Origin of the sequence: Streptomyces sp. NPDC091272 (assembly GCF_044757485.1) — a bacterium.
Classification (GTDB): domain Bacteria; phylum Actinomycetota; class Actinomycetes; order Streptomycetales; family Streptomycetaceae; genus Streptomyces.
Map to the genome: position 1 here is coordinate 80336 of NZ_JBIVVC010000005.1, position 19814 is coordinate 100149.

At 72.3% G+C, this 19814-nt stretch carries 22 protein-coding genes and 1 tRNA gene; 14 read left to right on the forward strand and 9 right to left on the reverse strand.

From position 1 onward, the window contains the following. Positions 1-68 precede the first annotated feature (68 nt). The 3 genes from ACIQM4_RS15995 to ACIQM4_RS16005 all read left to right on the forward strand — a co-directional run bounded on the left by ACIQM4_RS15995 (position 69) and on the right by ACIQM4_RS16005 (position 1505). Entirely contained in the window at positions 69-899 is an 831-nt protein-coding gene (locus ACIQM4_RS15995) for a Scr1 family TA system antitoxin-like transcriptional regulator (protein WP_401591595.1), read from the forward strand. Then, positions 896-1096: a DUF397 domain-containing protein gene (locus ACIQM4_RS16000; protein WP_401591597.1), complete on the forward strand. Its 201-nt coding sequence runs from the start codon at positions 896-898 to the stop codon at positions 1094-1096. The genes ACIQM4_RS15995 and ACIQM4_RS16000 overlap by 4 nt, the downstream gene beginning before the upstream one ends. A 73-nt stretch (positions 1097-1169) precedes the next feature. Beyond that, positions 1170-1505 (forward strand): antibiotic biosynthesis monooxygenase family protein, encoded by a 336-nt coding sequence (locus ACIQM4_RS16005; protein WP_401591599.1) that lies wholly within the window; start codon positions 1170-1172, stop codon positions 1503-1505. A 27-nt stretch (positions 1506-1532) separates the two neighbouring features. Here the strand turns inward: ACIQM4_RS16005 and ACIQM4_RS16010 are convergent, their stop codons facing one another. Together ACIQM4_RS16010 and ACIQM4_RS16015 are read right to left on the reverse strand one after the other, a co-directional pair. Then, positions 1533-2417, reverse strand: coding sequence for a hypothetical protein (locus ACIQM4_RS16010; RefSeq protein ID WP_401591601.1), 885 nt, complete (start codon positions 2415-2417; stop codon positions 1533-1535). Between the two features lies 1 nt (position 2418). Continuing rightward, positions 2419-3066 (reverse strand): hypothetical protein, encoded by a 648-nt coding sequence (locus tag ACIQM4_RS16015; RefSeq protein ID WP_401591603.1) that lies wholly within the window; start codon positions 3064-3066, stop codon positions 2419-2421. A gap of 112 nt (positions 3067-3178) precedes the next feature. Between ACIQM4_RS16015 and ACIQM4_RS16020 the strand changes: the two genes are divergently transcribed. Next, a complete protein-coding gene (locus tag ACIQM4_RS16020) occupies positions 3179-3661 on the forward strand; it encodes a GNAT family N-acetyltransferase (RefSeq protein ID WP_401591605.1) in 483 nt (160 codons plus the stop codon). 87 nt (positions 3662-3748) lie between these two features. On the opposite strand, the gene ACIQM4_RS16025 is transcribed toward ACIQM4_RS16020, so the two are convergent. Then, the gene (locus ACIQM4_RS16025; protein ID WP_401591607.1) at positions 3749-5869 is read right to left on the reverse strand and encodes an MDR family MFS transporter; all 2121 of its coding nucleotides are present in this window, start codon (positions 5867-5869) and stop codon (positions 3749-3751) included. 259 nt (positions 5870-6128) lie between these two features. Here ACIQM4_RS16025 and ACIQM4_RS16030 point away from each other — a divergent pair, with 259 nt between their 5' ends. Further along, complete coding sequence (locus tag ACIQM4_RS16030; protein WP_401591609.1) at positions 6129-7256, forward strand: peptidoglycan-binding protein; 1128 nt, start codon at positions 6129-6131, stop codon at positions 7254-7256. Between the two features lie 242 nt (positions 7257-7498). Then, entirely contained in the window at positions 7499-8161 is a 663-nt protein-coding gene (locus ACIQM4_RS16035) for an HAD-IA family hydrolase (RefSeq protein WP_401591611.1), read from the forward strand. Between the two features lie 118 nt (positions 8162-8279). On the opposite strand, the gene ACIQM4_RS16040 is transcribed toward ACIQM4_RS16035, so the two are convergent. Together ACIQM4_RS16040 and ACIQM4_RS16045 are read right to left on the reverse strand one after the other, a co-directional pair. Next, entirely contained in the window at positions 8280-8861 is a 582-nt protein-coding gene (locus tag ACIQM4_RS16040) for a TMEM165/GDT1 family protein (RefSeq protein ID WP_401591613.1), read from the reverse strand. Positions 8862-9171: 310 nt separating this feature from the next. Then, positions 9172-9948, reverse strand: a complete 777-nt coding sequence (locus ACIQM4_RS16045; RefSeq protein WP_401591615.1) for an ABC transporter permease — start codon at positions 9946-9948, stop codon at positions 9172-9174. Positions 9949-10321: 373 nt separating this feature from the next. On the opposite strand from ACIQM4_RS16045, the gene ACIQM4_RS16050 reads away from it, so the two are divergent. The 3 genes from ACIQM4_RS16050 to ACIQM4_RS16060 all read left to right on the forward strand — a co-directional run bounded on the left by ACIQM4_RS16050 (position 10322) and on the right by ACIQM4_RS16060 (position 13511). After that, a complete protein-coding gene (locus ACIQM4_RS16050) occupies positions 10322-10990 on the forward strand; it encodes an HNH endonuclease family protein (RefSeq protein ID WP_401591617.1) in 669 nt (222 codons plus the stop codon). A gap of 124 nt (positions 10991-11114) precedes the next feature. Beyond that, entirely contained in the window at positions 11115-12824 is a 1710-nt protein-coding gene (locus ACIQM4_RS16055) for an alkaline phosphatase D family protein (protein WP_401591619.1), read from the forward strand. A gap of 177 nt (positions 12825-13001) precedes the next feature. After that, positions 13002-13511, forward strand: coding sequence for a DoxX family protein (locus ACIQM4_RS16060; RefSeq protein ID WP_401591621.1), 510 nt, complete (start codon positions 13002-13004; stop codon positions 13509-13511). 133 nt (positions 13512-13644) lie between these two features. Here ACIQM4_RS16060 and ACIQM4_RS16065 read toward each other — a convergent pair whose 3' ends face one another. Continuing rightward, complete coding sequence (locus ACIQM4_RS16065; protein WP_401591623.1) at positions 13645-14241, reverse strand: superoxide dismutase family protein; 597 nt, start codon at positions 14239-14241, stop codon at positions 13645-13647. A 280-nt stretch (positions 14242-14521) separates the two neighbouring features. Here ACIQM4_RS16065 and ACIQM4_RS16070 point away from each other — a divergent pair, with 280 nt between their 5' ends. After that, complete coding sequence (locus ACIQM4_RS16070; RefSeq protein ID WP_401591625.1) at positions 14522-15190, forward strand: DedA family protein; 669 nt, start codon at positions 14522-14524, stop codon at positions 15188-15190. Here the strand turns inward: ACIQM4_RS16070 and ACIQM4_RS16075 are convergent. Both ACIQM4_RS16075 and ACIQM4_RS16080 read right to left on the reverse strand, forming a co-directional pair. Next, positions 15112-15333: a DUF2277 domain-containing protein gene (locus ACIQM4_RS16075; protein ID WP_401591627.1), complete on the reverse strand. Its 222-nt coding sequence runs from the start codon at positions 15331-15333 to the stop codon at positions 15112-15114. The two genes, ACIQM4_RS16070 and ACIQM4_RS16075, sit on opposite strands and share 79 nt — an antisense overlap. 90 nt (positions 15334-15423) lie before the next feature. After that, a tRNA-Val gene (locus ACIQM4_RS16080) sits at positions 15424-15495 on the reverse strand. A gap of 226 nt (positions 15496-15721) precedes the next feature. Between ACIQM4_RS16080 and ACIQM4_RS16085 the strand changes: the two genes are divergently transcribed. The 4 genes from ACIQM4_RS16085 to ACIQM4_RS16100 all read left to right on the forward strand — a co-directional run bounded on the left by ACIQM4_RS16085 (position 15722) and on the right by ACIQM4_RS16100 (position 19079). Further along, the gene (locus ACIQM4_RS16085; protein ID WP_401591629.1) at positions 15722-16495 is read left to right on the forward strand and encodes a DUF4097 family beta strand repeat-containing protein; all 774 of its coding nucleotides are present in this window, start codon (positions 15722-15724) and stop codon (positions 16493-16495) included. 230 nt (positions 16496-16725) lie between these two features. After that, complete coding sequence (locus tag ACIQM4_RS16090; protein ID WP_401592330.1) at positions 16726-18081, forward strand: hypothetical protein; 1356 nt, start codon at positions 16726-16728, stop codon at positions 18079-18081. A gap of 24 nt (positions 18082-18105) precedes the next feature. Beyond that, complete coding sequence (locus tag ACIQM4_RS16095) at positions 18106-18324, forward strand: zinc ribbon domain-containing protein (protein WP_401591631.1); 219 nt, start codon at positions 18106-18108, stop codon at positions 18322-18324. 80 nt (positions 18325-18404) lie between these two features. Beyond that, positions 18405-19079, forward strand: coding sequence for a DedA family protein (locus ACIQM4_RS16100; RefSeq protein WP_401591633.1), 675 nt, complete (start codon positions 18405-18407; stop codon positions 19077-19079). Here ACIQM4_RS16100 and ACIQM4_RS16105 read toward each other — a convergent pair. Then, the gene (locus ACIQM4_RS16105; RefSeq protein WP_401592332.1) at positions 19000-19803 is read right to left on the reverse strand and encodes an HAD family hydrolase; all 804 of its coding nucleotides are present in this window, start codon (positions 19801-19803) and stop codon (positions 19000-19002) included. The genes ACIQM4_RS16100 and ACIQM4_RS16105 overlap by 80 nt on opposite strands. Between the last annotated feature and the right edge of the window lie 11 nt (positions 19804-19814).

Sequence of the window (19814 nt, forward strand, 5' to 3'; positions counted from 1 at the left end):
GGAGTCAGCCTGGCGTAGCCTGTGCGGGTCTTCAACTAATCAGGCGTGGTTGCAGAGTTGGTGCCCCCATGGTGAACAAGAAGGATCTCGGGTTTGACGGATCGCCGGTTCCCCCTTTCGGCGCCCGTCTTCGCAGGCTGAGAGAGGAGCGAGGTTGGACGCAGAAGCGCCTTGCGTCCCTTGTTGGTTGCACGGAGCAACACATCTCTGCGGTGGAGACAGGGCGGCGCGCGCCAACTAATCAGTTCGCGGCGGGAGCAGACACGGCATTCAAGACCGGCGATTACTTCGCTCGGCACAGCCGAACGGCCAGACGTCGAGCCCTCATCGAGGGATTCCCTCAGTACCTGGAGCACGAAGCGCGAGCGGCGGAGATCCGGCTGTACGAAGTAGGCGTTGTTCCTGGGCTCCTACAGACACCGGAGTACTCGGCCACGCTCGAAGCGGATGCCGTACGGCGGGGAGCGATCAGCCAGGAACAGGCCGAGGAACGGGTGGCCCTGGTCGCGCGCCGCCAGGCCTCGTTGGTCCGCTCGCCACCGCCCCTGGTCATCGCGGTTCTGGACGAAAGCTGCATCCGTCGTCCCATGGGGAGCCCGGCCATCATGAACGCCCAGTTGGCCCGTCTGCTGGAGTTTGCCGATCAGCCCACCGCCTTGCTGCAAATCGCTCCGTTCACCATGGGCGAGCGGCGCCCTTTCAGCCTCCCCGTGACGGTGCTGACCCTTCCGGACCGCCCCTTGATGTCCTATGCGGAGTCGGCGCAACGAGGCCACCTGGAACGGGAAAGTGCGTTCGTACTGCCCCTGTTGAGCGCCTACCATCAGCTACAGGTCGGGGCGTTATCGCAAGCAGAATCCTTGGCCATGATCAATGAGGTACGAAAGGGCACCCTGTGACGACCGAAACCCCAAACTGGTTCACGTCTTCCTACAGCGGCAACGGTGGACAGTGTGTTGAGGTGGCCACCAACCTCGTCGTGCCGTGCGGCGTGGTTCCCGTCCGCGACAGCAAGGCCCTTGGCGGGCCTTCCCTGAACCTCCCCGGCAGCACTTGGGAAACGTTCATCGACGCCGTGAAGGTCGGCTGCCTCTGAGGCTGCTGGGCTCCTGCGGACACAAGACGGGCCCCCGGCATCCACCAGGGGCCCGTGCGGCAGGATGGGAGGCATGAGCATCGTGAAGATCAACGCCCTGACCGTGCCGGCCGAGCAGCGGGAGGTGCTGGAGAAGCGGTTCTCCTCGCGCGCCGGGACCGTGGAGAGCTCCGACGGGTTCGAGTGGTTCGAGCTGCTGCGGCCCGTCGAGGGCACCGACCAGTATCTCGTGTACACGCGCTGGCGTGACGAGGACGCGTTCAAGGCCTGGATGGAGGGGCCGATGAAGGAGGCCCACCAGCGCGGTGCGGACAGCGCGGAAGGCGGCGGGCGTCCCAGGCCCGCCGCCTCCGGCTCCACCGTGTGGTCGTTCGAAGTGGTCCAGCAGACCGGTCCGAAGACCGGCTGAGACCGCCCGGGACCACTTCCGGTCCGATCACATCTGGAGCAGCCGCTCCGTCACCTCGCGGTACTTGCGCAGCGCGACCCGCAGCTCCTCCGTCTCCGTCTCCCGGTCCTTGGTCTCCCAGGCGCCCCGGAGCGAACGGCGGTGCTCGGCAAGGGTCTCCGCAACGTGGCGGGTGGCCTCCTCCAGTACGTGGTCGGCCTCCTCGACCGCGCGCCGCGGCTCGTCGACGAACTGGTTGACGGCCTGCTGGAGGCGCAGCCCCAGCTTGTCGCGCTCGCCGTGCGGGAGGAGCTGGGCGCCCACGCCGGGCTGGTGCGCGGTGGCGGAGCCGGGGTGCTGTTCGCCGCGGGCGCCCGCGACAGCGCCCCCGGCGGGCGCGTCCAGGTGGCCCGCGCCCGCGCGATCCTGGCCGGCGCCGGTGCGGTCGGCGCCCAGGCCGGCGCCCGCCCGGCCAGTGCCTGCGCGGTCGGCGCCCAGGTGGTCGCCACCGCGGTCGCTACCGATGCGGTCGGTGTTCATTGCGTCAGTCCCCAATCCGTCCGTACCCCTGCCGTCCGTGCCGCGGCCGTCCTTGCCCGCTGCGGGCGTACCCGCGCCGCCTCGGCCCCCGCCTGCGGCGGGTGCCTGTACCGGCGGGACCGGCGGCGCCTGACGCTCCTGGCCCGGCTGCCGTCCCTGCGCCGCGTCCGAACCCTCCGGCGGCCTGCGCAGCGGGCCGATCTCGTCCGACGCGCCCGCCCCCGTCACTCCGAAGTCCCTCGCGCTGCGGCCCCGTTGGTTGGCCTGGGCCTGTACCGGGTCGTGCAACGCGTCGAGTTCGGCCTCCGCGCCGCGCTCGGAGGGCGTCGGGGTGCGGGGGGCCGTACCGTCCGCGGCGCGCTCCCGGCCATCGTTTCCGCTCTCGTACGTCATGTCAGACTCCACTCCCCTTGGCGTTCCGGCCGAGAATGCCGGGCCGGTGCGAACCAGAACCGTGCTCGTCCCCGTGGTGGCCGGGGCCGTGCTCACCGTGCTCCGGCCCGTGTCCGCCCCGGTGGTCCGTGACCAGGGCCTCGAACAGTGCGCGGGCCTCGACCACGGCCTCGCGCATCTCCTCCGTACCGCCCTCGCCGCGTGCGGCGCCGCGCACCCGGCGGAAACCGTCGACGTGCGTGGCGTGGTGCACCGACAGGGCCTCAAGCTGCTCGCTCTCGCCGTCGGGGTAGCCCCGCTCGACGGCGACCGCCGACAGCAGGCGGTCCGCCTCGGCGACCGCCCGCTGCGGGGAGTCGACGAACTGCTCCTGCACACCGGCCCACAGGGCCACGTAGCTCTCGTGCCGCTCCCGCGACAGTTCGCGCGGGCGGAAGTCGCCGTAGCGCTTCACCCGCTCGCCCAGCTCGTGCTCGGCGGCCTTGGAGTCACCGCCGTGCCGGGCCAGCACCCTTTCGTATTCGGGGCCGAACCGCCGCTTCAGGCTCCCGCCGCCCACACGGCCCCGTCCGGGACCGAGGAAGACGACAGCCGCCGCGACGGCGATCACGACCACCACGATCAGCACAATGATCAGGACTGTGGACATGCTCTGCCTTTCCGGTACTTGGGGCTCGGGGCCCGTTCGTGCGGGCCTCTCGACCACCGGGTAGCCCGTAATCCGGTGGCCAAACGGTCGCCCGTTCCGGTACAGAGGGGCGATGAGCTGGATCATCACCACCGAGCACCCCCGCACCCCGGACGCGACCACGCTGCGCCGTGACTACTACGACGAGGTCGCGAGCCGGTACTGGGACCGCCCCGCCACCGAGCGCGAGATCGACGAGGGGCTGAGCGACGACGGCACGGAGCTGCTGCTGCCGCCGACCGGCACGTTCGTGGTCGGGCGGTACGAGGGCAAGCCTTCGGCGTGCGCCGGGATGGTCCTGCTCGAACCCGAACTGGCCGAGCTGACAAGGGTGTTCGTACGCCCGGAGGCGCGCGGCACCGGTGGTGGCGGCCGGCTGCTGAAGGCGATCGAGGACACCGCGCGGGCGTACGGCGCCCGGCGCATCCAGCTCGACACCCGCAACGACCTGGTGGAGGCCCGCGGCCTGTACGTCAAGCACGGCTACCTGGAGGTCGGCGCGCTCAACGCGAAGCGGTACGCGGAGCACTGGTACCAGAAGGACCTGACACTCTGACCGGGCGGACGGCGCCCCGGGCCGCACGACCGGACGGCCCTTTGACCGCTCGGCCGGACGGCTCCCCCGGTTCGGCCCTTCGGTGGCTCAGTGGCCCCACCGCTCCCGCCGTACCTCTGCTGCCCCCGTCGGCCCGTCCGTGTTGGACCCGCACAGTTCGGCGCTCAACTTCTCCACCAGTTCGGAGAGTTCGTCCTGCCGGCCGGGCTCCCACCAGTCGCCCAGCAGCTCCGCGAGGGACTCCTCGCGGGCCTTCGCGAGCCGGTCGGCGACGGCCGCGCCGTCGTCGCTCAGCAGCAGCGCGAGGCCCTCGCGGCGGGCGAGCGCGCGTTCCTCCGTCTGCCGGGCCGCCTCGCGGATCACGTCCGCCGGCACCGTGCTGTGCTCGGCCAGCAGCGCCGGCTGGACGAAGCCGTCCCTGCGCATCCGCAGCAGCAGCCAGCTCGCCGCCGGCAGGAGGTCGTAGCCGGCCCGCGCGGTGATGTTCTCGTACGCGGCGCGGCGGCCGTCCCGGGTGCCGAGCACCGACAGCGCCCGCGCCACCTCGTCGCGCGAGGAGCGCTCGACCGGGTTGGAGGCGAGTGTCTGGGACGCCTCGGGAGCGGTGACGGAACCGCGCAGCCGGTCCTCCTTGAGGAACCAGGCGAGGACGAACGCGACGAGGCCGACCGGGGCCGCGTAGAGGAACACGTCCGTGATGGCGGAGGCGTACGCGTCCAGCACCTCGGGTCGCAGGGCGGCCGGAAGTCCCGCGATGGCGCGCGGGTCGGACTCCAGCCGGGCGACGTCGACGCCGGGCGGCAGCGGCTGCCCGGCCAGGGCGTCGGTCAGCTTGCCGTCGAGCCGGCTCGTGAAGATCGTGCCGAAGATGGCGACCCCGAACGAGGCGCCGATCGAGCGGAAGAAGGTCGCCCCGGAGGTGGCCACGCCCAGGTCCTCGTACGGCACCGCGTTCTGCACGATCAGCACCAGCACCTGCATGACGAGGCCGAGGCCCGCGCCGAAGACGAAGAAGCACAGGCTCATCCGCAGGGTGCTGCTGGTGGCGGTCAGCTGGTGCAGCAGCAGCAGGCCGACGGTCGTCACCGCGGTGCCCGCGATCGGGAAGACCTTCCAGCGCCCGGTCCTGCTGACGATCTGCCCGGAGCCCGTCGTGGAGATCAGCATGCCGAGCACCATCGGCAGCATGTGCACACCGGACATGGTCGGACTGATGCCGTGCACGACCTGAAGGAACGTCGGCAGGTACGTCATCGCCCCGAACATCGCGAAGCCGACCACGAAGCTGATGACCGAGCTCAGCACGAAGGTCCGTACCCGGAAGAGCCGCGGCGGAAGCACCGGCTCCGCGGCCCGCCGTTCCACGGACACGAAGGCGACGAGCACCACCACGCCCAGTACCGCCAACCCGATGATCTGCGGCGACGCCCATGCCCAGGTGGTGCCGCCGAGGGAGGCGATGAGGACGAGGCAGGTGGCGAGGGAGGCGATGAGGAAGGTGCCGAGGTAGTCGATGCGGTGCTTGCTCGTACGGGCCGGGATGTGCAGGGCGGCGGAGATGACGAGGAGGGCCACGATACCGATGGGCAGGTTGATGTAGAAGACCCAGCGCCAGCTCAGGTGCTCGGTGAACAGTCCGCCGAGCAGCGGCCCGAGCACGCTGGTCGTACCGAAGACGGCGCCGAAGAGACCTTGGTACTTGCCGCGTTCCCGGGGTGTGACGATGTCTCCGACGATGGCCATGGCGAGCACCATCAGGCCGCCGCCACCGAGACCCTGGAGCGCCCGGAAGGCGATGAGCTCCGGCATGTTCTGCGCGATGCCGCACAGGGCCGAACCGACCAGGAAGATCACGATCGCGGTCTGGAACAGCTTCTTGCGGCCGTACTGGTCGCCCAGCTTGCCCCAGAGGGGGGTCGCGGCGGTCGCGGCCAGCATGTAGGCGGTCACCACCCAGGAGAGGTGGTCCATGCCGCCCAGGTCGCTGACGATCGTCGGCAGCGCGGTGGACACGATGGTCTGGTCGAGGGCCGCCAGCAGCATTCCGAGCAGCAGCGCGCCGATGGAGACGAGCACGGCGCGCTTCGGCTGCCCCTCGCCCGGCGCCGGGACGGCTTCCCGCAGAGCCGGTCCGCTCCGGGGTGGTTGCGGTGATTGCGGCCGTTGCGACGGCTGGGGCTGCTGCGCCTGAGGTTCCTCCTGAGCCATGTCTCCATCCTTGTCGGTTTGGGTGGATACGGCCTGCCGAGCGGGGCCGGGTCCGGGACCTGGCGATGGAGCCCCGCGAGAGGGGGCCGCATAATCGCTGCAGTTCGAGGGAGGGGACCCCATGGAAAACGGACACCTATGTCCTGAATGCGGTACGGAACGCGCGGCGCCGGACGGAGGCAGACCCGGGCCGGGCACCCCGGCCTGTGACTGCGCCCGCCGTGCCGCGGACGCACACCACGCGCAACGAACGGCGGCGATGGCCGACGCGGAGGACTTCCACCCTCTCCGCATCCGTCCGTACGTCAACCTGGGCCGCCCGGAGGAGGCCTCCCCGACCCTCGCGGACGGAGAGGCCTCCGACCCCTCCGCGCCGGCCCGGCCCGCCACCCCGCCTGCCGCCCGGACCATGCCGTTGCACACGGTCCCGCAGACGGACGGTCACGGACCCGCGCCGCACGAGGGCGGCTTTCCCGGGCGGGGGCCCGCGCCGCACGAGGGCGGCTTTCCCGGGCGGGGGCCCGCGCCGCACGAGGGCGTCTTTTCGGGGGGCGGGCCCGCGCCGCACGAGGGCGGCTTTCCCGGGCGGGGGCCCGCGCTGCACGAGGGCACTCGTCCCGGAGGTGGGTCCGCGCCGCACGAGGACACCCATGCCGGGCGTGTGCCCGCGCCGCACGAGGGCGCCCCTTCCGGGGGCGGCCGCGTGCCGTATGAGGGCACCCTTCCCGGAGGCGGGCACCCGGACCCCCGCCCGACCGGTGCCGCCGAACCGCCCCGCCGCCGGGCCCGCGGGACCGTGCTGCTGGCCGCCGCTGCCGCCGCGGTGGTCCTCCTCGGCGCCGCCTTCGCCGTCGGCGCGTTCGACGGCGAGAGTGATCGCACCCGCGCGCTCCCGGCCGGCGGCACCCCCACGGCCGCCGCCCCCACCCCGTCCACCGGGCCGAGCGCGGGCAGCGCTCCGTCCCGTACCGCTTCCGCGTCGGTGCGGCCCGTGGCCGCGACCGCGACCGCGTCGAACACCCCGAGCCCCACCCCCACCCGTGCGACCCGTTCGGCGACCCCCACGCCCGAGCCGACCGTCACGCCTTCGAGGACCCCGACGGCCCCGGTCACCTCGGCGCTCGCCCCGCCGCCGCCCGACCCGCCGGCCGCGACGCCGCCCGCGGGCTCCCTGGCCGAGGGCTCCTCCGGCCCCGAGGTGCGGGAGTTGCAGGACCGGCTGTCCCAGGTCTGGCTCTACCGCGGCCCCAGGGACGGGCGCTACTCCTCACGCGTCACCTCCGCCGTCGCCTCGTACCAGTCGCGGATGCGCGTCGAGGGGGACCCGGAGGGCGTCTACGGGCCGGCGACCCGCGCCTCCCTGGAGGGCTTCACCCGCGAGCCGTGACCGCGCGCCGCGCCGTGCGCCGGGGGCGGGGGTGGCGCGAGCGGCTCCTGTTTTGTATCGTGCAAGAACAAAGTGGTTCCGTCCGCGTACCCTGACCGGTGGGCGGAACCGCTTGTTTCCTTCTCGCGGCGCGCAGGACCCGCGCGCACGCAGTACGGACGGCACAGACACAGACACAGCCTCCGCGCCGCCCTCTGCCCGCACATCCCGCAACGCCGCGCCCCCAGCGCCTGGAGTCCCACATGCCCAGCACCAGCGTCCTGCCCTTCAAGGCCCTCCTCCTGGACATGGACGGCACGCTCGTCAACTCCGACGCCGTCGTCGAGCGCTGCTGGCGGGAGTGGGCGCTCGACCACGGCCTGGACCCGGCGGAGGCGCTCAAGGTCGTGCACGGCCGGCAGGGCTACGCCACGATGGCGGTCCTCCTCCCCGACCGTCCCATGGAGCTCAATCACGCCGACAACAAGGTGATGCTGGCCAAGGAGACCGCCGACACCGACGGTGTCGTCCCGGTCCCCGGCGCCGCCGCCTTCATGGCCGCCCTGGCCAACCTGCCGCACGCCCTGGTCACCTCGGCCGACGAGAAGCTGGCGCAGGCCCGGATGGCGGCTGCCGAGCTGCCGATGCCGTCGGTGCGGGTGACCGCCGAGCTGGTCGGCGCGAGCAAGCCGGACCCCGAGGGCTTCCTCAAGGGCGCGGCCGAGCTCGGTCTCGACCCGGCCGACTGCATCGTCCTTGAGGACTCGGGCGCGGGCATCGCGGCAGGCAAGGCGGCCGGGATGCGCGTCCTGGGCGTCGGCCCGCGCGCGGGTGTGCACGAACCGACGGCTCTCGTGCAGGACCTCACCCAGGTCCGCGTCCACACCGCGGCGGACGGCTCGACGGCCCTGCACATCACGGCCTGACCATCGGCCCGTGACCGGCCGGAACATCGGCCCGTGACCGGCCGGACCCTCAGCCCGAGACCGGCCGGACCCTCAGCCCGAGACCGGCCGGACCCTCAGCCCGAGACCGGCCGGACCCTCAGCCCGTGACCGCCTCGAACAGGCTGAACGCCGCCAGCACCAGCATCAGGCACGCCGCCACCTTGGTGATCAGCCGCAGCGGCACCCGCTTCATCAGCGCCTGACCGCCGACGATGCCGAGGCCCGCGACGGCCCAGAGCGCGAGGACCGCGCCGATGCCCACCGACACCGGGTTGTCGTAGCGGGCGGCCAGTGTCGCCGTCATGATCTGCGTGATGTCACCGAACTCGGCGACCAGGATGAGCATGAAGCCCGCGCCGGAGACCTTCCAGAAGGACTGGTCCTTCGGCGCCTTGACCTCCTCGTCGTCCTCGTCCTTCTTCAGCAGCAGCACGAGCGCTCCCGCCAGGAACAGCACGCCCACCACCGACTGCACCAGCCACTGCGGCAGCAGGGTCAGCACACTGCCCGCGGCGATGGCGATGCAGACGTGTACGAGGAAGGCGGCGGCGACGCCCGCGAAGACGTAGCTCGCGCGGTAACGGGTGCCGAGCATCAGCCCGGCGAGAGCCGTCTTGTCGGGAAGTTCCGCCAGGAAGACGGTCCCGAAGGTGATGGCCATGACGGTAAAGCTGATCATTGGAGGAGGTTCCTCAATCGGTCGGGCTGCGCGCGCCGAGAGACCTGCCTGTTTTCGGGGTCGCTTCGGCACGGCAGCGTCGTCAGCACTCAACAAACACTGCGGCCGAAGGTCTCGCTGACCCGACGCGGTGAAGCGTGGGCCTCCGGGCGCCGGCTGAGCGAACTCAGCAGTATGTCGACGGTCCGGCGAAGAGCTACTCCCCTTCTGCTCCGAACAGGGTACGCGACGTCCCCGCCCGGCCGGCAACCGCGCCCCAGCCCCGGTGCAGCAACCCCGCGCCTCAGTCCCGGCGCGCCAGTCCCGCGCCTCAGTCCCGGTGCAGCAGCCCCCGCGCCACCAGCTCCAGCGTCCCGGCGACCGCCACCGCTTGCACCGCGAGCAGCGCCACCAGCACGAACAGCTGCACCGCCCCCGCCAGCACCGGTGAGGCACCGCCCAGCAGCATCCCCACGAAGGCGCCCGGCAGGGTGACCAGTCCCACGGTCCTGGTCTGGTCGAGCCCCGGCAGCAGCGCGTCCGACGCTGCGGGCCTGGCCACCTCCAGCCGTGCCTCCCGGTCGAGCAGCCCCAGCGCGAGCCCCGCCTCCACCTCGCCGCGCCGTACCGCCAGCTCGTCCAGCGCACGCCTCCCGCCCAGCACCGTCGCGCTCAGCGCGCCCCCGATGAGGATCCCGGTGACGGGGATCAGTGCGACGCCGCTCGGCGGCACGAGGCCGGTGAGCAGCAGGGCCGCGACCACGGGCGCCACCGAGACGCCGATCGGCGCAGCGGCCCACCACCAGGTGCCGTTACGGGTGGCCCGGCGGCCCGCGGTCCGTACGGCGACCCCGTACATCAGCAGCAGGAAGCCGCCCAGCAGCCATCCCGAGCGCGCCACCCACCCGATGGCCAGGGCCACGACGGCGAGCTGCGCGGCGGCCCGCACCCCGGCGACCGCGACGTCACGGCCCCGCCCCCGGGTGCCGTCGCCGGACAGCCGGGCGCAGGCGACGACGGTGGCCGCGAGGACGAGCAGCACGAGGAGGACGGCGCCGAGGGTGAGGTTGACGGGAAGCAGGGCGGGGGCGGACCGGTCGGCGAGCACCGGCCCACCTTAGGTCGCACGATCGGCGCACGCCGGGCCCGAGTCGGGTCGAAACCGGCGCGCACCGGCCCGAGCCGGGTCGGAACCGGCGCGCACCAGTCGACTTCGCATTGCCCGGCTCCGGGATCCGGCTCGGCCCCGCGCCGCCCCCAACGCACCTCACGTGTAAGCCCGGTGGCGATTCGTCAGGTCCGGTGAATGCCGACCGCGTTCCGCCGAACGCCCCCGCCAACTCCTTGATATGACGTGACCATGTCGCCACGCTGTTACCTGACGCACGTCTCCCGGAAACCCGGTGTCGCCACGATGGCCCGGCAGCGCGGGAGTTGACGGGACGCGCGGCACAACTTCCCCCCACAGCACGGGAGTTCACATGTCACGCCTCACCGCGGCACCGTCCGTGAAGATCTACGCGCGTCGCGCCGCCGTCGCCGCGAGCGCCGCCGCCCTCGCCGCCACCGGCCTGCTCACCACCGCCCCCGCCGCCCTCGCCTCTCCGCCCCCGCCGGTCAGCGCGGCCACCGCACGCACCTACCTGGCCGCCCTGACCGTCAGCGCGGAGGGCTCGTCGGACGGCTACAGCCGGGAGAAGTTCCCGCACTGGTCCACCCAGTCCGGCGCCTGCAACACCCGCGAGGCGGTGCTGAAGCGGGACGGCCGCGACGTCCAGCAGGACTCCTCGTGCGCCGCGGTGAAGGGGAGCTGGTACTCCGAGTACGACGGTGCCACCTGGACCGCCGCCGCCGACGTGGACATCGACCACATGGTGCCGCTCGCGGAGGCATGGCGCTCGGGCGCCAGGAACTGGACGACCGCCGACCGCGAGGCGTTCGCCAACGACCTCACCCGCCCCCAGCTCATCGCGGTCACCGACAACGTGAACCAGTCCAAGAGCGACCAGGACCCCGCCGAGTGGCTGCCGTCGCGGACCGCCTACCGGTGCACGTACGCGCGGATGTGGGTGCACGTGAAGCACCACTGGAAGCTGACGGTCGACCAGGCGGAGAAGACGGCCCTGGAGGGCGTGCTCAGGAACTGCTGAACGTGACCGCCCGGTCGCCCCACGAAGTCAATGTCAAGTTGACCTAAGGAACTCCCCCGCTCCCCTCCGTCGTTCCGTACCGTACGGGGCTGGCCCCGCACGGGGGTACGACGGAGGAGGGCACATGACCGGGCTGCGCCTGGGACCAGTACTGAGGTACGTCGACTGGGAGACCGGCGACGCCGCGACCGTCTGGGTGGAGACGGACCGCCCCTGCACGGCGGAGGTCCGCTGCGAGGAGGGCGGCGGCGGGACGGCGGAGACGTTCCAGATAGCCGGACACCACTACGCGCTGATCCCGGTGACCGGACTGCGACCGGGCAGCTCCACGCGGTACGAGGTACTGCTCGGCGGCGATCAGGTGTGGCCGACGCCGGATTCCGGTTTCCCGCCGAGCACCATCAACACCCCGCTGCCGCAATCGGATTCGGCCCGCATCACCTTCGGTTCCTGCCGGTGGGCGGCGCCCGCCGAGGGCGAGAAGGACCCGGCGGGTCCCGACGCGCTGGACACCCTCGCGGCCCGCCTCAGCAAGAGCCCGGACGGGACGAACGCCGAGCGCCCCGACGTCCTGCTGCTGCTCGGCGACCAGGTCTACGCGGACGAGATCTCCAAGGCCACCCGCCGCTGGCTGGCCGCCCGCCGCGACCTGCGCGAGGCGCCCGGCGTGGAGGTCGCGGACTACGAGGAGTACACCCACCTCTACTACGAGTCCTGGCTCGACCCCGAGGTGCGCTGGCTGCTGTCCACCGTTCCCACCTGCATGATCTTCGACGACCACGACGTGATCGACGACTGGAACACCAGCGCGGCCTGGGTCTCCGAGATGCGTGACACCCCGTGGTGGCAGGAGCGCATCCTCAGCGGGCTGATGTCGTACTGGGTGTATCAGCACCTGGGCAACCTCTCCCCCGCCGAGCTGGCCGCCGACGAGCTGTACGAGGAGGTGCGCGCCACCCCGGACGGCACGGACGCGCTGCGGCGGTTCGCCGCCCGCGCGGACCGGGACCCGGCCTCGGTGCGCTGGAGCTACCGGCGCGACTTCGGTTCCGTACGGGTGCTGATGGTGGACACCCGGGCGGCGCGGGTCCTTGAGGAGGGCGCGCGGGCGATGCTCGACGAGGAAGAGGCGAGCTGGCTCGCCGAGCAGGCACTGGACGTCTCCCGGCCGTACGACCACCTGCTGATCGGCACGTCGCTGCCGTGGCTGCTGCCGCCGCTGATCCACGACGCGGAGAGGTGGAACGCGACCCTGGCCGCGGGCGAGCGGGGACGCAGGTGGGCCCGGTTCGCGGAGACCCTGCGCAGGGCGTCGGACCTGGAGCACTGGGCGGCCTTCCCGGCGTCCTTCGACCGGATGGCGCGGCTGATCGCGAAGGTCGGGGATGGGCCGGGCGCCCCGGCGACGGTGTGCGTGCTCTCGGGTGACGTGCACCACGCGTACGTCGCGGAGCCGACCCGGTGGCCGGACGACGCGCACCCGGGCACCGCGCGGGTCTACCAGCTGACCTGCTCACCGGTGCACAACGGCGTTCCGTCGTCGATCAAGCTCGGGTTCCGCTTCGGGTGGAGCGCGACCGGGCAGCGGCTCGGCCGCCGGCTCGCGCGGCACGCGCGGCTCGGCGAGCCGCTGATCAAGTGGCGCCGGAGCGACGGCCCCTGGTTCGGGAACCAGCTGATGACGCTGACGCTGCGGGGCCGCTCGGCGCAACTGCGGCTGGACCAGGCGCAGCGGCCGCGCAAGGGCCGGCAGGAGAGCGGCGAGGTGCAGAACGAGGCCCAGGGAAAGAGCCGGCTGGTGACGGTGATGAACACGAACCTGACACACGAATGACACAAGTGGGGTAACTGGCGTAAGGGAAGCGCCACTTGGGGGCGAATTTCGGTCATGACTCGAATGTTGAACTTGCAAGCACAGTGAGGCTTACCTAACCTCCTGGGCATCGCAGGTCTCTTCGGGCTGCGTCCCCACCGGCCCTCCCCCGGCCACCACCGAAGGAGTCCCCCACTCATGACCGCACCTTCCGCACCCGCGCAACCCGCTGCCTCCGGGCAGACCGCTCTCGCCGCACGGCTCTCGGAGTACCGGCCGTACGCCCTCGGGCTGTTCCGTCTCGTGACCGGAGTGCTGTTCGCCTGCCACGGCGCCGCCTCGCTGTTCGGCGTGCTGGGCGGCGGGGGCGGCACCGGCGCGACGGCCGCGTTCGGCGCGTGGCCGAGCTGGTACGCGGCGGCGATCCAGCTGGTCGGCGGCGTTCTGCTGACACTCGGCCTGTTCACCAGGACCGCCGCACTGGTCTCCTCAGGCTCGATGGCGTACGCGTACTTCGTGGTCCACCAGCCGCAGGCGCTGTGGCCGCTGCAGAACGGCGGCGAGGCGTCGGCGATGTTCTGCTGGACGTTCCTGCTGCTGGTCTTCACCGGACCGGGCGCGGCGGCGGTCGACGGACTGCTGGCCGCACGGCGCGGCCCGCAGCGGGAGAAGGCACCCGAGGCGCAGCGGGTGACGGCTTCCGCCTGACCGGTCGTCCCGTACCGGGGTGACGGCGTCCGCCCGAGAGCGGTCGTCCCGTACGGGCAAGGGGTGTCCGGGCCGAAACCCGCTCGCGGACCGAACCCCCTTGCCCGCTCACCGCCCGCGCGGGCCTCGTACGTCACTCCGCCACGAAGTCGCCGAACGGCACCGTGAGGCAGCCGACCCGGTCGCCCGCGCCGCCCTGCTCGCGGTGCAGGACCACCGAGCCTGCCGCGCCCTTCGGCAGTCCCCACGCGTGGTGCGCGGAGGCCTCGGCGTCGCCGGAGCCGTTGGTGGTGAAGTCGAGCCACACCTCGTTCTCGTCGTTGACCAGATTCGGGTCACTGACGTGCTGGTAGTGCTTGCCCGCCGCCTCGGGGTCGACGCCGCACGGCTTCTGGTGCACATGCATCCCGAACGGGTGGTCCGGCTTGAGCCCCCGCACCCGCACGGTGACCGTCGTGCCTTTGCGGTCCTTCCGCTCCCGGACCTGGATCCAGCCACCGGCCGGCGCCAGCGCCTGGTCGTACGTCACCGCCCCGGGCGGCTCGAACGCCGAGACCGGGACGAGGTCGTCGTCGACCGTGCGCTCCTGGACGTCACCGCCGCGGCCCCCGTCACCGCCGTCGGCGGGGACGGCCGCGGCCGTCCCCGCCGTCCCGGCGAACAACGCGGCCACGGCCACCGCCGCGCCCAGGTTCCTTGCCCGCCTCGACCTCTGGATCAGACCTGTCATGGTGACTCCTTCGCCGTGCTCACCGGGCGTCCGGCAACCCTCGCGAGGGCCCGTCGACCTCTCCGCCCCCACCCTCCGCGCCCCCTGTCGGGCCGTCGCTCCGGGTGCGGCGAACGGGTGAACGTGACGGCCGCCACAGAGCGGACGTGATCTCCCCGACATCACGCCTTTTGGGCACGAATCGCGCTCCCACCAGGCGTAAGGTGGAACGCTGTTAAGCCGCCCCTGCCGCTCCCCATGCGACGTCGCGGCGTTGTTTTCCGTAGCCGGGGAGTTCGCAGTGCTGGAAAGTCTGGGGTCCTTGACCGCCGGTCCGTGGATATACGCGGTGGTGGGCATCTCGATCGTGCTTGACGTGTTCGTCCCCATCCTGCCGAGCGGTGTCCTGGTGATCACCGCGGCCACCGCCGCGGCGGCGGGCGCCTCCAGTGCCACCGCCCCGGACTCCTTCGCGAACGACATGCCCGAGCTGCTTCTGCTGGCCCTCTGCGCGGCGACCGCGTCGCTGCTGGGCGACCTGGTGGCCTACCGGCTCGCCTGGCGGGGCGGCGCCCGGCTCGACCGGGCCATCTCCCGCTCGCGCCGGCTCTCCGCCGCGCAGGAACGTCTGGGCACCGCGCTCAGCAAGGGCGGCGGCATTCTGGTGGTCGTCGCACGCTTCGCCCCGGCCGGCCGCTCGGTGGTCTCGCTGGGCGCGGGCGCCGCGCACCGCAGGGCGAAGGAGTTCGTCCCGTGGTCGGCGCTGGCGGGCGTCGCGTGGGCGCTCTACAGCGTGAGCCTGGGCTACTTCGGCGGCCAGTGGCTGGGGGCGGGCTGGATCAGCACCGGGATCTCGGTGCTCGCCCTGGCCGTCGCGGGAGTGCTCGCGGCCTACGTCGTACGCCGTCCGCGCACCTCCAGCCCGGCCAGCAGCCTGGCGGTCGCCTCGGCCACCTCTCCCACTGCCTGATCGAAGACTTCCTGGTTGTGCTTGGCGGGAGCCCGGAACCCGGAGATCTTCCGCACGTACTGCAGGGCTGCTGCGCTGATGTCCTCCTGCGTGGCCTCTTCGGGGATGGCGGGCGGTCGAAGGGTCTTGATGCTGCGGCACATACGACAACGGTAGCCAGCCGCACCGACAACGGCCCGCCCGCAGCACGTGCGAAGGCCCCCGACCGTCAACGGTCGGGGGCCTTCGTGCAGTGGGCGCGGACGGTTTCGAACCGCCGACATCCGCCTTGTAAGGGCGGCGCTCTACCCCTGAGCTACGCGCCCGGCATGAGGCAACAGCGTACATGGACAGGGGGGCAGCTCCCCAATCCCCACCGGACGTGCGCCGGTCAGGGCAGGGCGGGCGCGGGGCGGGGCCGGGCCGATGCGGCCGGGCAGGGGCCGGGGGTTACCCCCACCCCCGATGCGGTGGGCGGCCGGATCGTAGGGCGGGCGCCCGGTTCCTATCGTGGACACCACACCGACCGTACGCACCAGGGGGACGACCACCATGGCAGTCAGGACCGCACGCAGGAACCGCACCCTTCTCGCCACGGGCGGGGCCGTGCTCGTCGCGCTGGTCGCCACCGGCTGCGGCGGCGCGGACGCCTCGGACTCGCCGGTGGAGAAGAAGAACTTCGCCTTCAGCGGCAAGGCCCTGACCATCGACGCCGACAACTCGGCCCTCGACCTGGTCCCCGCCGACGTCAAGGAGATCCAGGTCGAGCGGCAGGTGGACGGCTGGGCCCTGCTCGGCAGCGGCCCCGACCCCCGGTGGACGCTCGACGGCGACACCCTGACCCTGAAGGTCGGCTGCACGGGCATCTCCATGGACTGCGAGGCCCGGCACTCGGTGAAGGTGCCGCGCGGCGTCGCGGTGACACTGAACAACGACAACGGCCGCGTGCGGGCGACCGGCTTCGACACCGACCTGAAGATCACCTCGGACAACGGCGAGGTCAGGCTCAAGGACGTGAGCGGCGGCAAGCTGGACGTGGAGAGCGACAACGGGAAGATCCACGCGGAAGGACTCTCCGCGCGGTCCGTGCGCGCCGAGTCCGACAACGGGGAGGTCGAGCTGGGCTTCACCGCCGTGCCCGACCTGGTGGACAGCCACAGCAGCAACGGCGCGATCCGGCTGGGCCTGCCGAAATCGACGTACAAGGTCGACGCGGCGAGCAGCAACGGCCGGGTCACCGTGGACGTGCCGAAGGCCGACAACAGCCCCCATGTGGTGAAGGTCCGCAGCGACAACGGCGAAATCAATCTCCGAAGCGCGAACTAACCGGCCCGTGTGTTCGTCCTTACCTGGTGGGACAATGAACAGGCCATGCCAGGCAGGCGGACACAGCACGGGAGAGGGATGTGACGGCGACAGACGCGCAGCCGCACACGCAGCGAGTACGCCGTCGGGCACACCGCCGTCCGGATCCGCAACCGGGCACGCCGGCCTCGCGCGCGGCCGTCGGCACGGGGGCTGCTCCCCACGTCTCCGCCGGGCTGTCCAGCGACGAGCTGCCCACCGCCGCGTCCGCGCGCGCCGTGCCGCACGGCGTCCGGGACGCACTGACCCTGCTGCTGCTGCCCGCGGCGGTCCTCCTCCCCCTCTCCCTGGCGTCCTTCGCGGGCGGCGGCACCCGGCGCTGGTTCGGCGGGCGCAGCGAGAGCGCGCGGGCGGACGCGCAGGCGGCGAAGGACGCGGCTGCCGCCGCGTTCTACGACCTGGACACCGCCCAGCGGGACATGCGGATCTCGATCGAGACGATCTCCGCGGTGGACAGCTCGCCCGACGCTCGGCGCACGGCGGAGCAGTTCGCGACGCTCGGGCAGCGCATCGACGAGGTCTCGCACACCTACATCACCGCCATCGACGCCCATGACCTGGAGCGCGACGACCTCGACCCGGGCGACGCGACGCGAGCCCGCGCCGAACTGGTCAAGGCGAAGGACGAGCTCGTCCGGGTCAAGGGCGAGCTCGACCGGTTCGCCCGGAGTCTGGGACCGCTGCTCGACAAGGCGGAGACCCAGCTCGCCCGGCTGGCCCCGGCCGTCGAGCGGGCCCGGCAGTCCCTCCTCGCCGCGAGCAACGCCCTGGACGCGGTCCGGGCCGCCGGGTTGCGGGCGGACGATCTCGCCGCCAGGCTCGCTGCACTCGCCCCCGAACTGACCAGACTGAACCAGGGCGCGGGGCAGCACGGCGTACCGGAGACGCTCGCGCGTGCGGAGAAGGTGAGCCGCGACTCCGAGGCGGTACGGGCGGAGGCGGCGCGGCTGCCGGAACGGGCCGCGGAGATCGACAAACGCCTGGTCTCCCTGCGCACCCGCGCGCAGGCCCTCACCACCCGGGCGGGCAAGGTCGACCCGGTACTGAGCGAACTGCGCCGGCGCTTCACCGCGGCGTGCTGGCAGGACCTCCAGCAGGTCCCCGCCGAGGCCACGGAGAACGTGCGGCTGGCGGAACAACGTCTCAAGGAGGCCTCGAAGGCCCGCGCCGAACAGCGCTGGCCGGATGCGACCTCCCTGCTCAGCACGGTACGTGCGCTCCTCAACGACACCGACGAGGCCGTCTCGGCGGCGTCCGACCGCCTCCAGCGGCTGAACGCGGTGGCGAAGGACCCGCAGCAGGAGATCCAGCGCACGCGCTTCGCGATCCGGGACGCGCAGCGTCTGGCGATGGCCGGCCGCAACACCCCCGACCCGCGCCACGCGCGCCCGCTGGACGACGCGGTCGCCCGCCTCGACCGGGCCGTGGCCGCACTGGAGGGCCGCCACCCCGACTACTGGCACTTCCTCACGGAAACGGAAGCGGTCCGCCGTACGGTCTCCCGAGTGGTCAACGACATCCGCGAAGAAAGAGGCGCGGGAGCCTGACCCGGGCCGCACTACCCTGTCCACATGCCTCGCTACGAGTACCGCTGCCGTCCCTGCGCCACCACCTTCGAGGTGAGCCGTCCCATGGCCGAGTCCTCCGCGCCCGCCCCCTGCCCGGCGGGTCACGAGGACACGGTCAAGCTGCTGTCCGCGGTGGCGGTCGGCGGTACGGCGGCGACTTCCGGTGCCGCTCCCGCCGCCGGTGCGGGCGGGGGCTGCTGCGGCGGGGGCTGCTGCGGCTAGGGCCGCTCGTTCTCCGTCCGGTCTGCCGTACGCGGGCTTCTTCAGGCCCCCTTCAGCCCCCGGTCCGTAGCGTGGCCCGCATGATCGAAAGCAGCGCGCCTCAGTGGATCAACAACTTGATGGAGACCATGGGGGCTCCCGGTGCGGGCCTGGCAATCGCTCTGGAGAACCTCTTTCCGCCGCTCCCGAGCGAAGTGATCCTGCCGCTGGCCGGGTTCGCGGCCGGCACCGGCCAGATGAGCCTGTGGGCAGCCCTGTTGTGGACCACGGTCGGCTCGGTGGTCGGTGCGTTCGCGCTCTACGGGGTGGGCGCGCTGCTCGGCCGGGACCGGACGGTGGCGATAGCCGCGAAGCTGCCGCTGGTGAAGGTCTCGGACATCGAGCGGACCGAGGCGTGGTTCGCCAGGCACGGGACGAAGGCGGTGCTGTTCGGGCGGATGATCCCGGTCTTCCGCAGCCTCATCTCCGTGCCGGCGGGCGTCGAGCGGATGTCGGTCCCCCTCTTCCTGGGGCTCACCACGCTCGGCAGCGCGGTGTGGAACACCCTGTTCGTGCTCGCCGGTTATCTGCTGGGCGACAACTGGGAGCAGGTGGCGGGCTATGTCTCGCTCTACTCGAAGGTGGTACTGGGCGTCGCCGGGTTCGCGGTCCTCGTCTTCGTGGTGATGCGGGTGGTCAGGCGGAGGGGGAAGGGGAAGCAGGAAGACGAGGGGGAGCAGGGGCAGCGCGGTCGGCCGCGGCGGACTCACGGATGAAGCGGCGCAGGATCTCCTCCCCCGCGGCGACGCCGTTCTGGGGCAGGGCGGTGATGTGCGGCGCGTCCCACCCCGCGTCGGCGAGCTCCCCGTGGCCCGGCCGCCAGCCCCGGTCGGCGGCCAGCAGCAGGTCCGCGTCGAGGAGGGAGTCCCCGGCGGCGAGGGTGAGCGTGGCACCGGTGCGGCGGGCGACCTCGCGCACGGCGGCGCTCTTGGTCAGCGGGCCCGGGACCACGTAGATCTTGCGGCCCTGGAGCGAGACGGTCCAGCCGTGTGGCGCGGCCCACTCCGCGAGTTCCTTGACCCAGCCGTCCGGGAGCAGCGTCCGCTCGACGACCAGGTACGCGAAGAGGTCTTCGGCCACCCTGTCCTTCAGCAGCCAGGATGGGTCGGCCGTACGGGCGAGACGGTCGCGGATCTCGCCGAGCGGCGCGCACTCGTCGGCGAGCCGGCGGGCGACCTCGTCCTGCCAGTCGAGGTCGGAGACACCGTCGACGAGGAGGTGCCCGCCGTTGGCACAGATCGCGAACCGCGCGGCGGGGCCTGGCAGATGGATGCGGTGGTACTGCTCGCGGGTGCGCGTCGTGGTGGGTACGAAGAGCGTGCGGGGAGCCTCCGAGGACAGCGATTCGAGCAGCCCCGCCGCGGTCTCGGTGAGGTACGAGAGCGGTTTGCCCTGATAGATCTCGACGCACAGCAGCCGTGGCGCCTGCTCGTCGGGCATCGGCAGGCCGA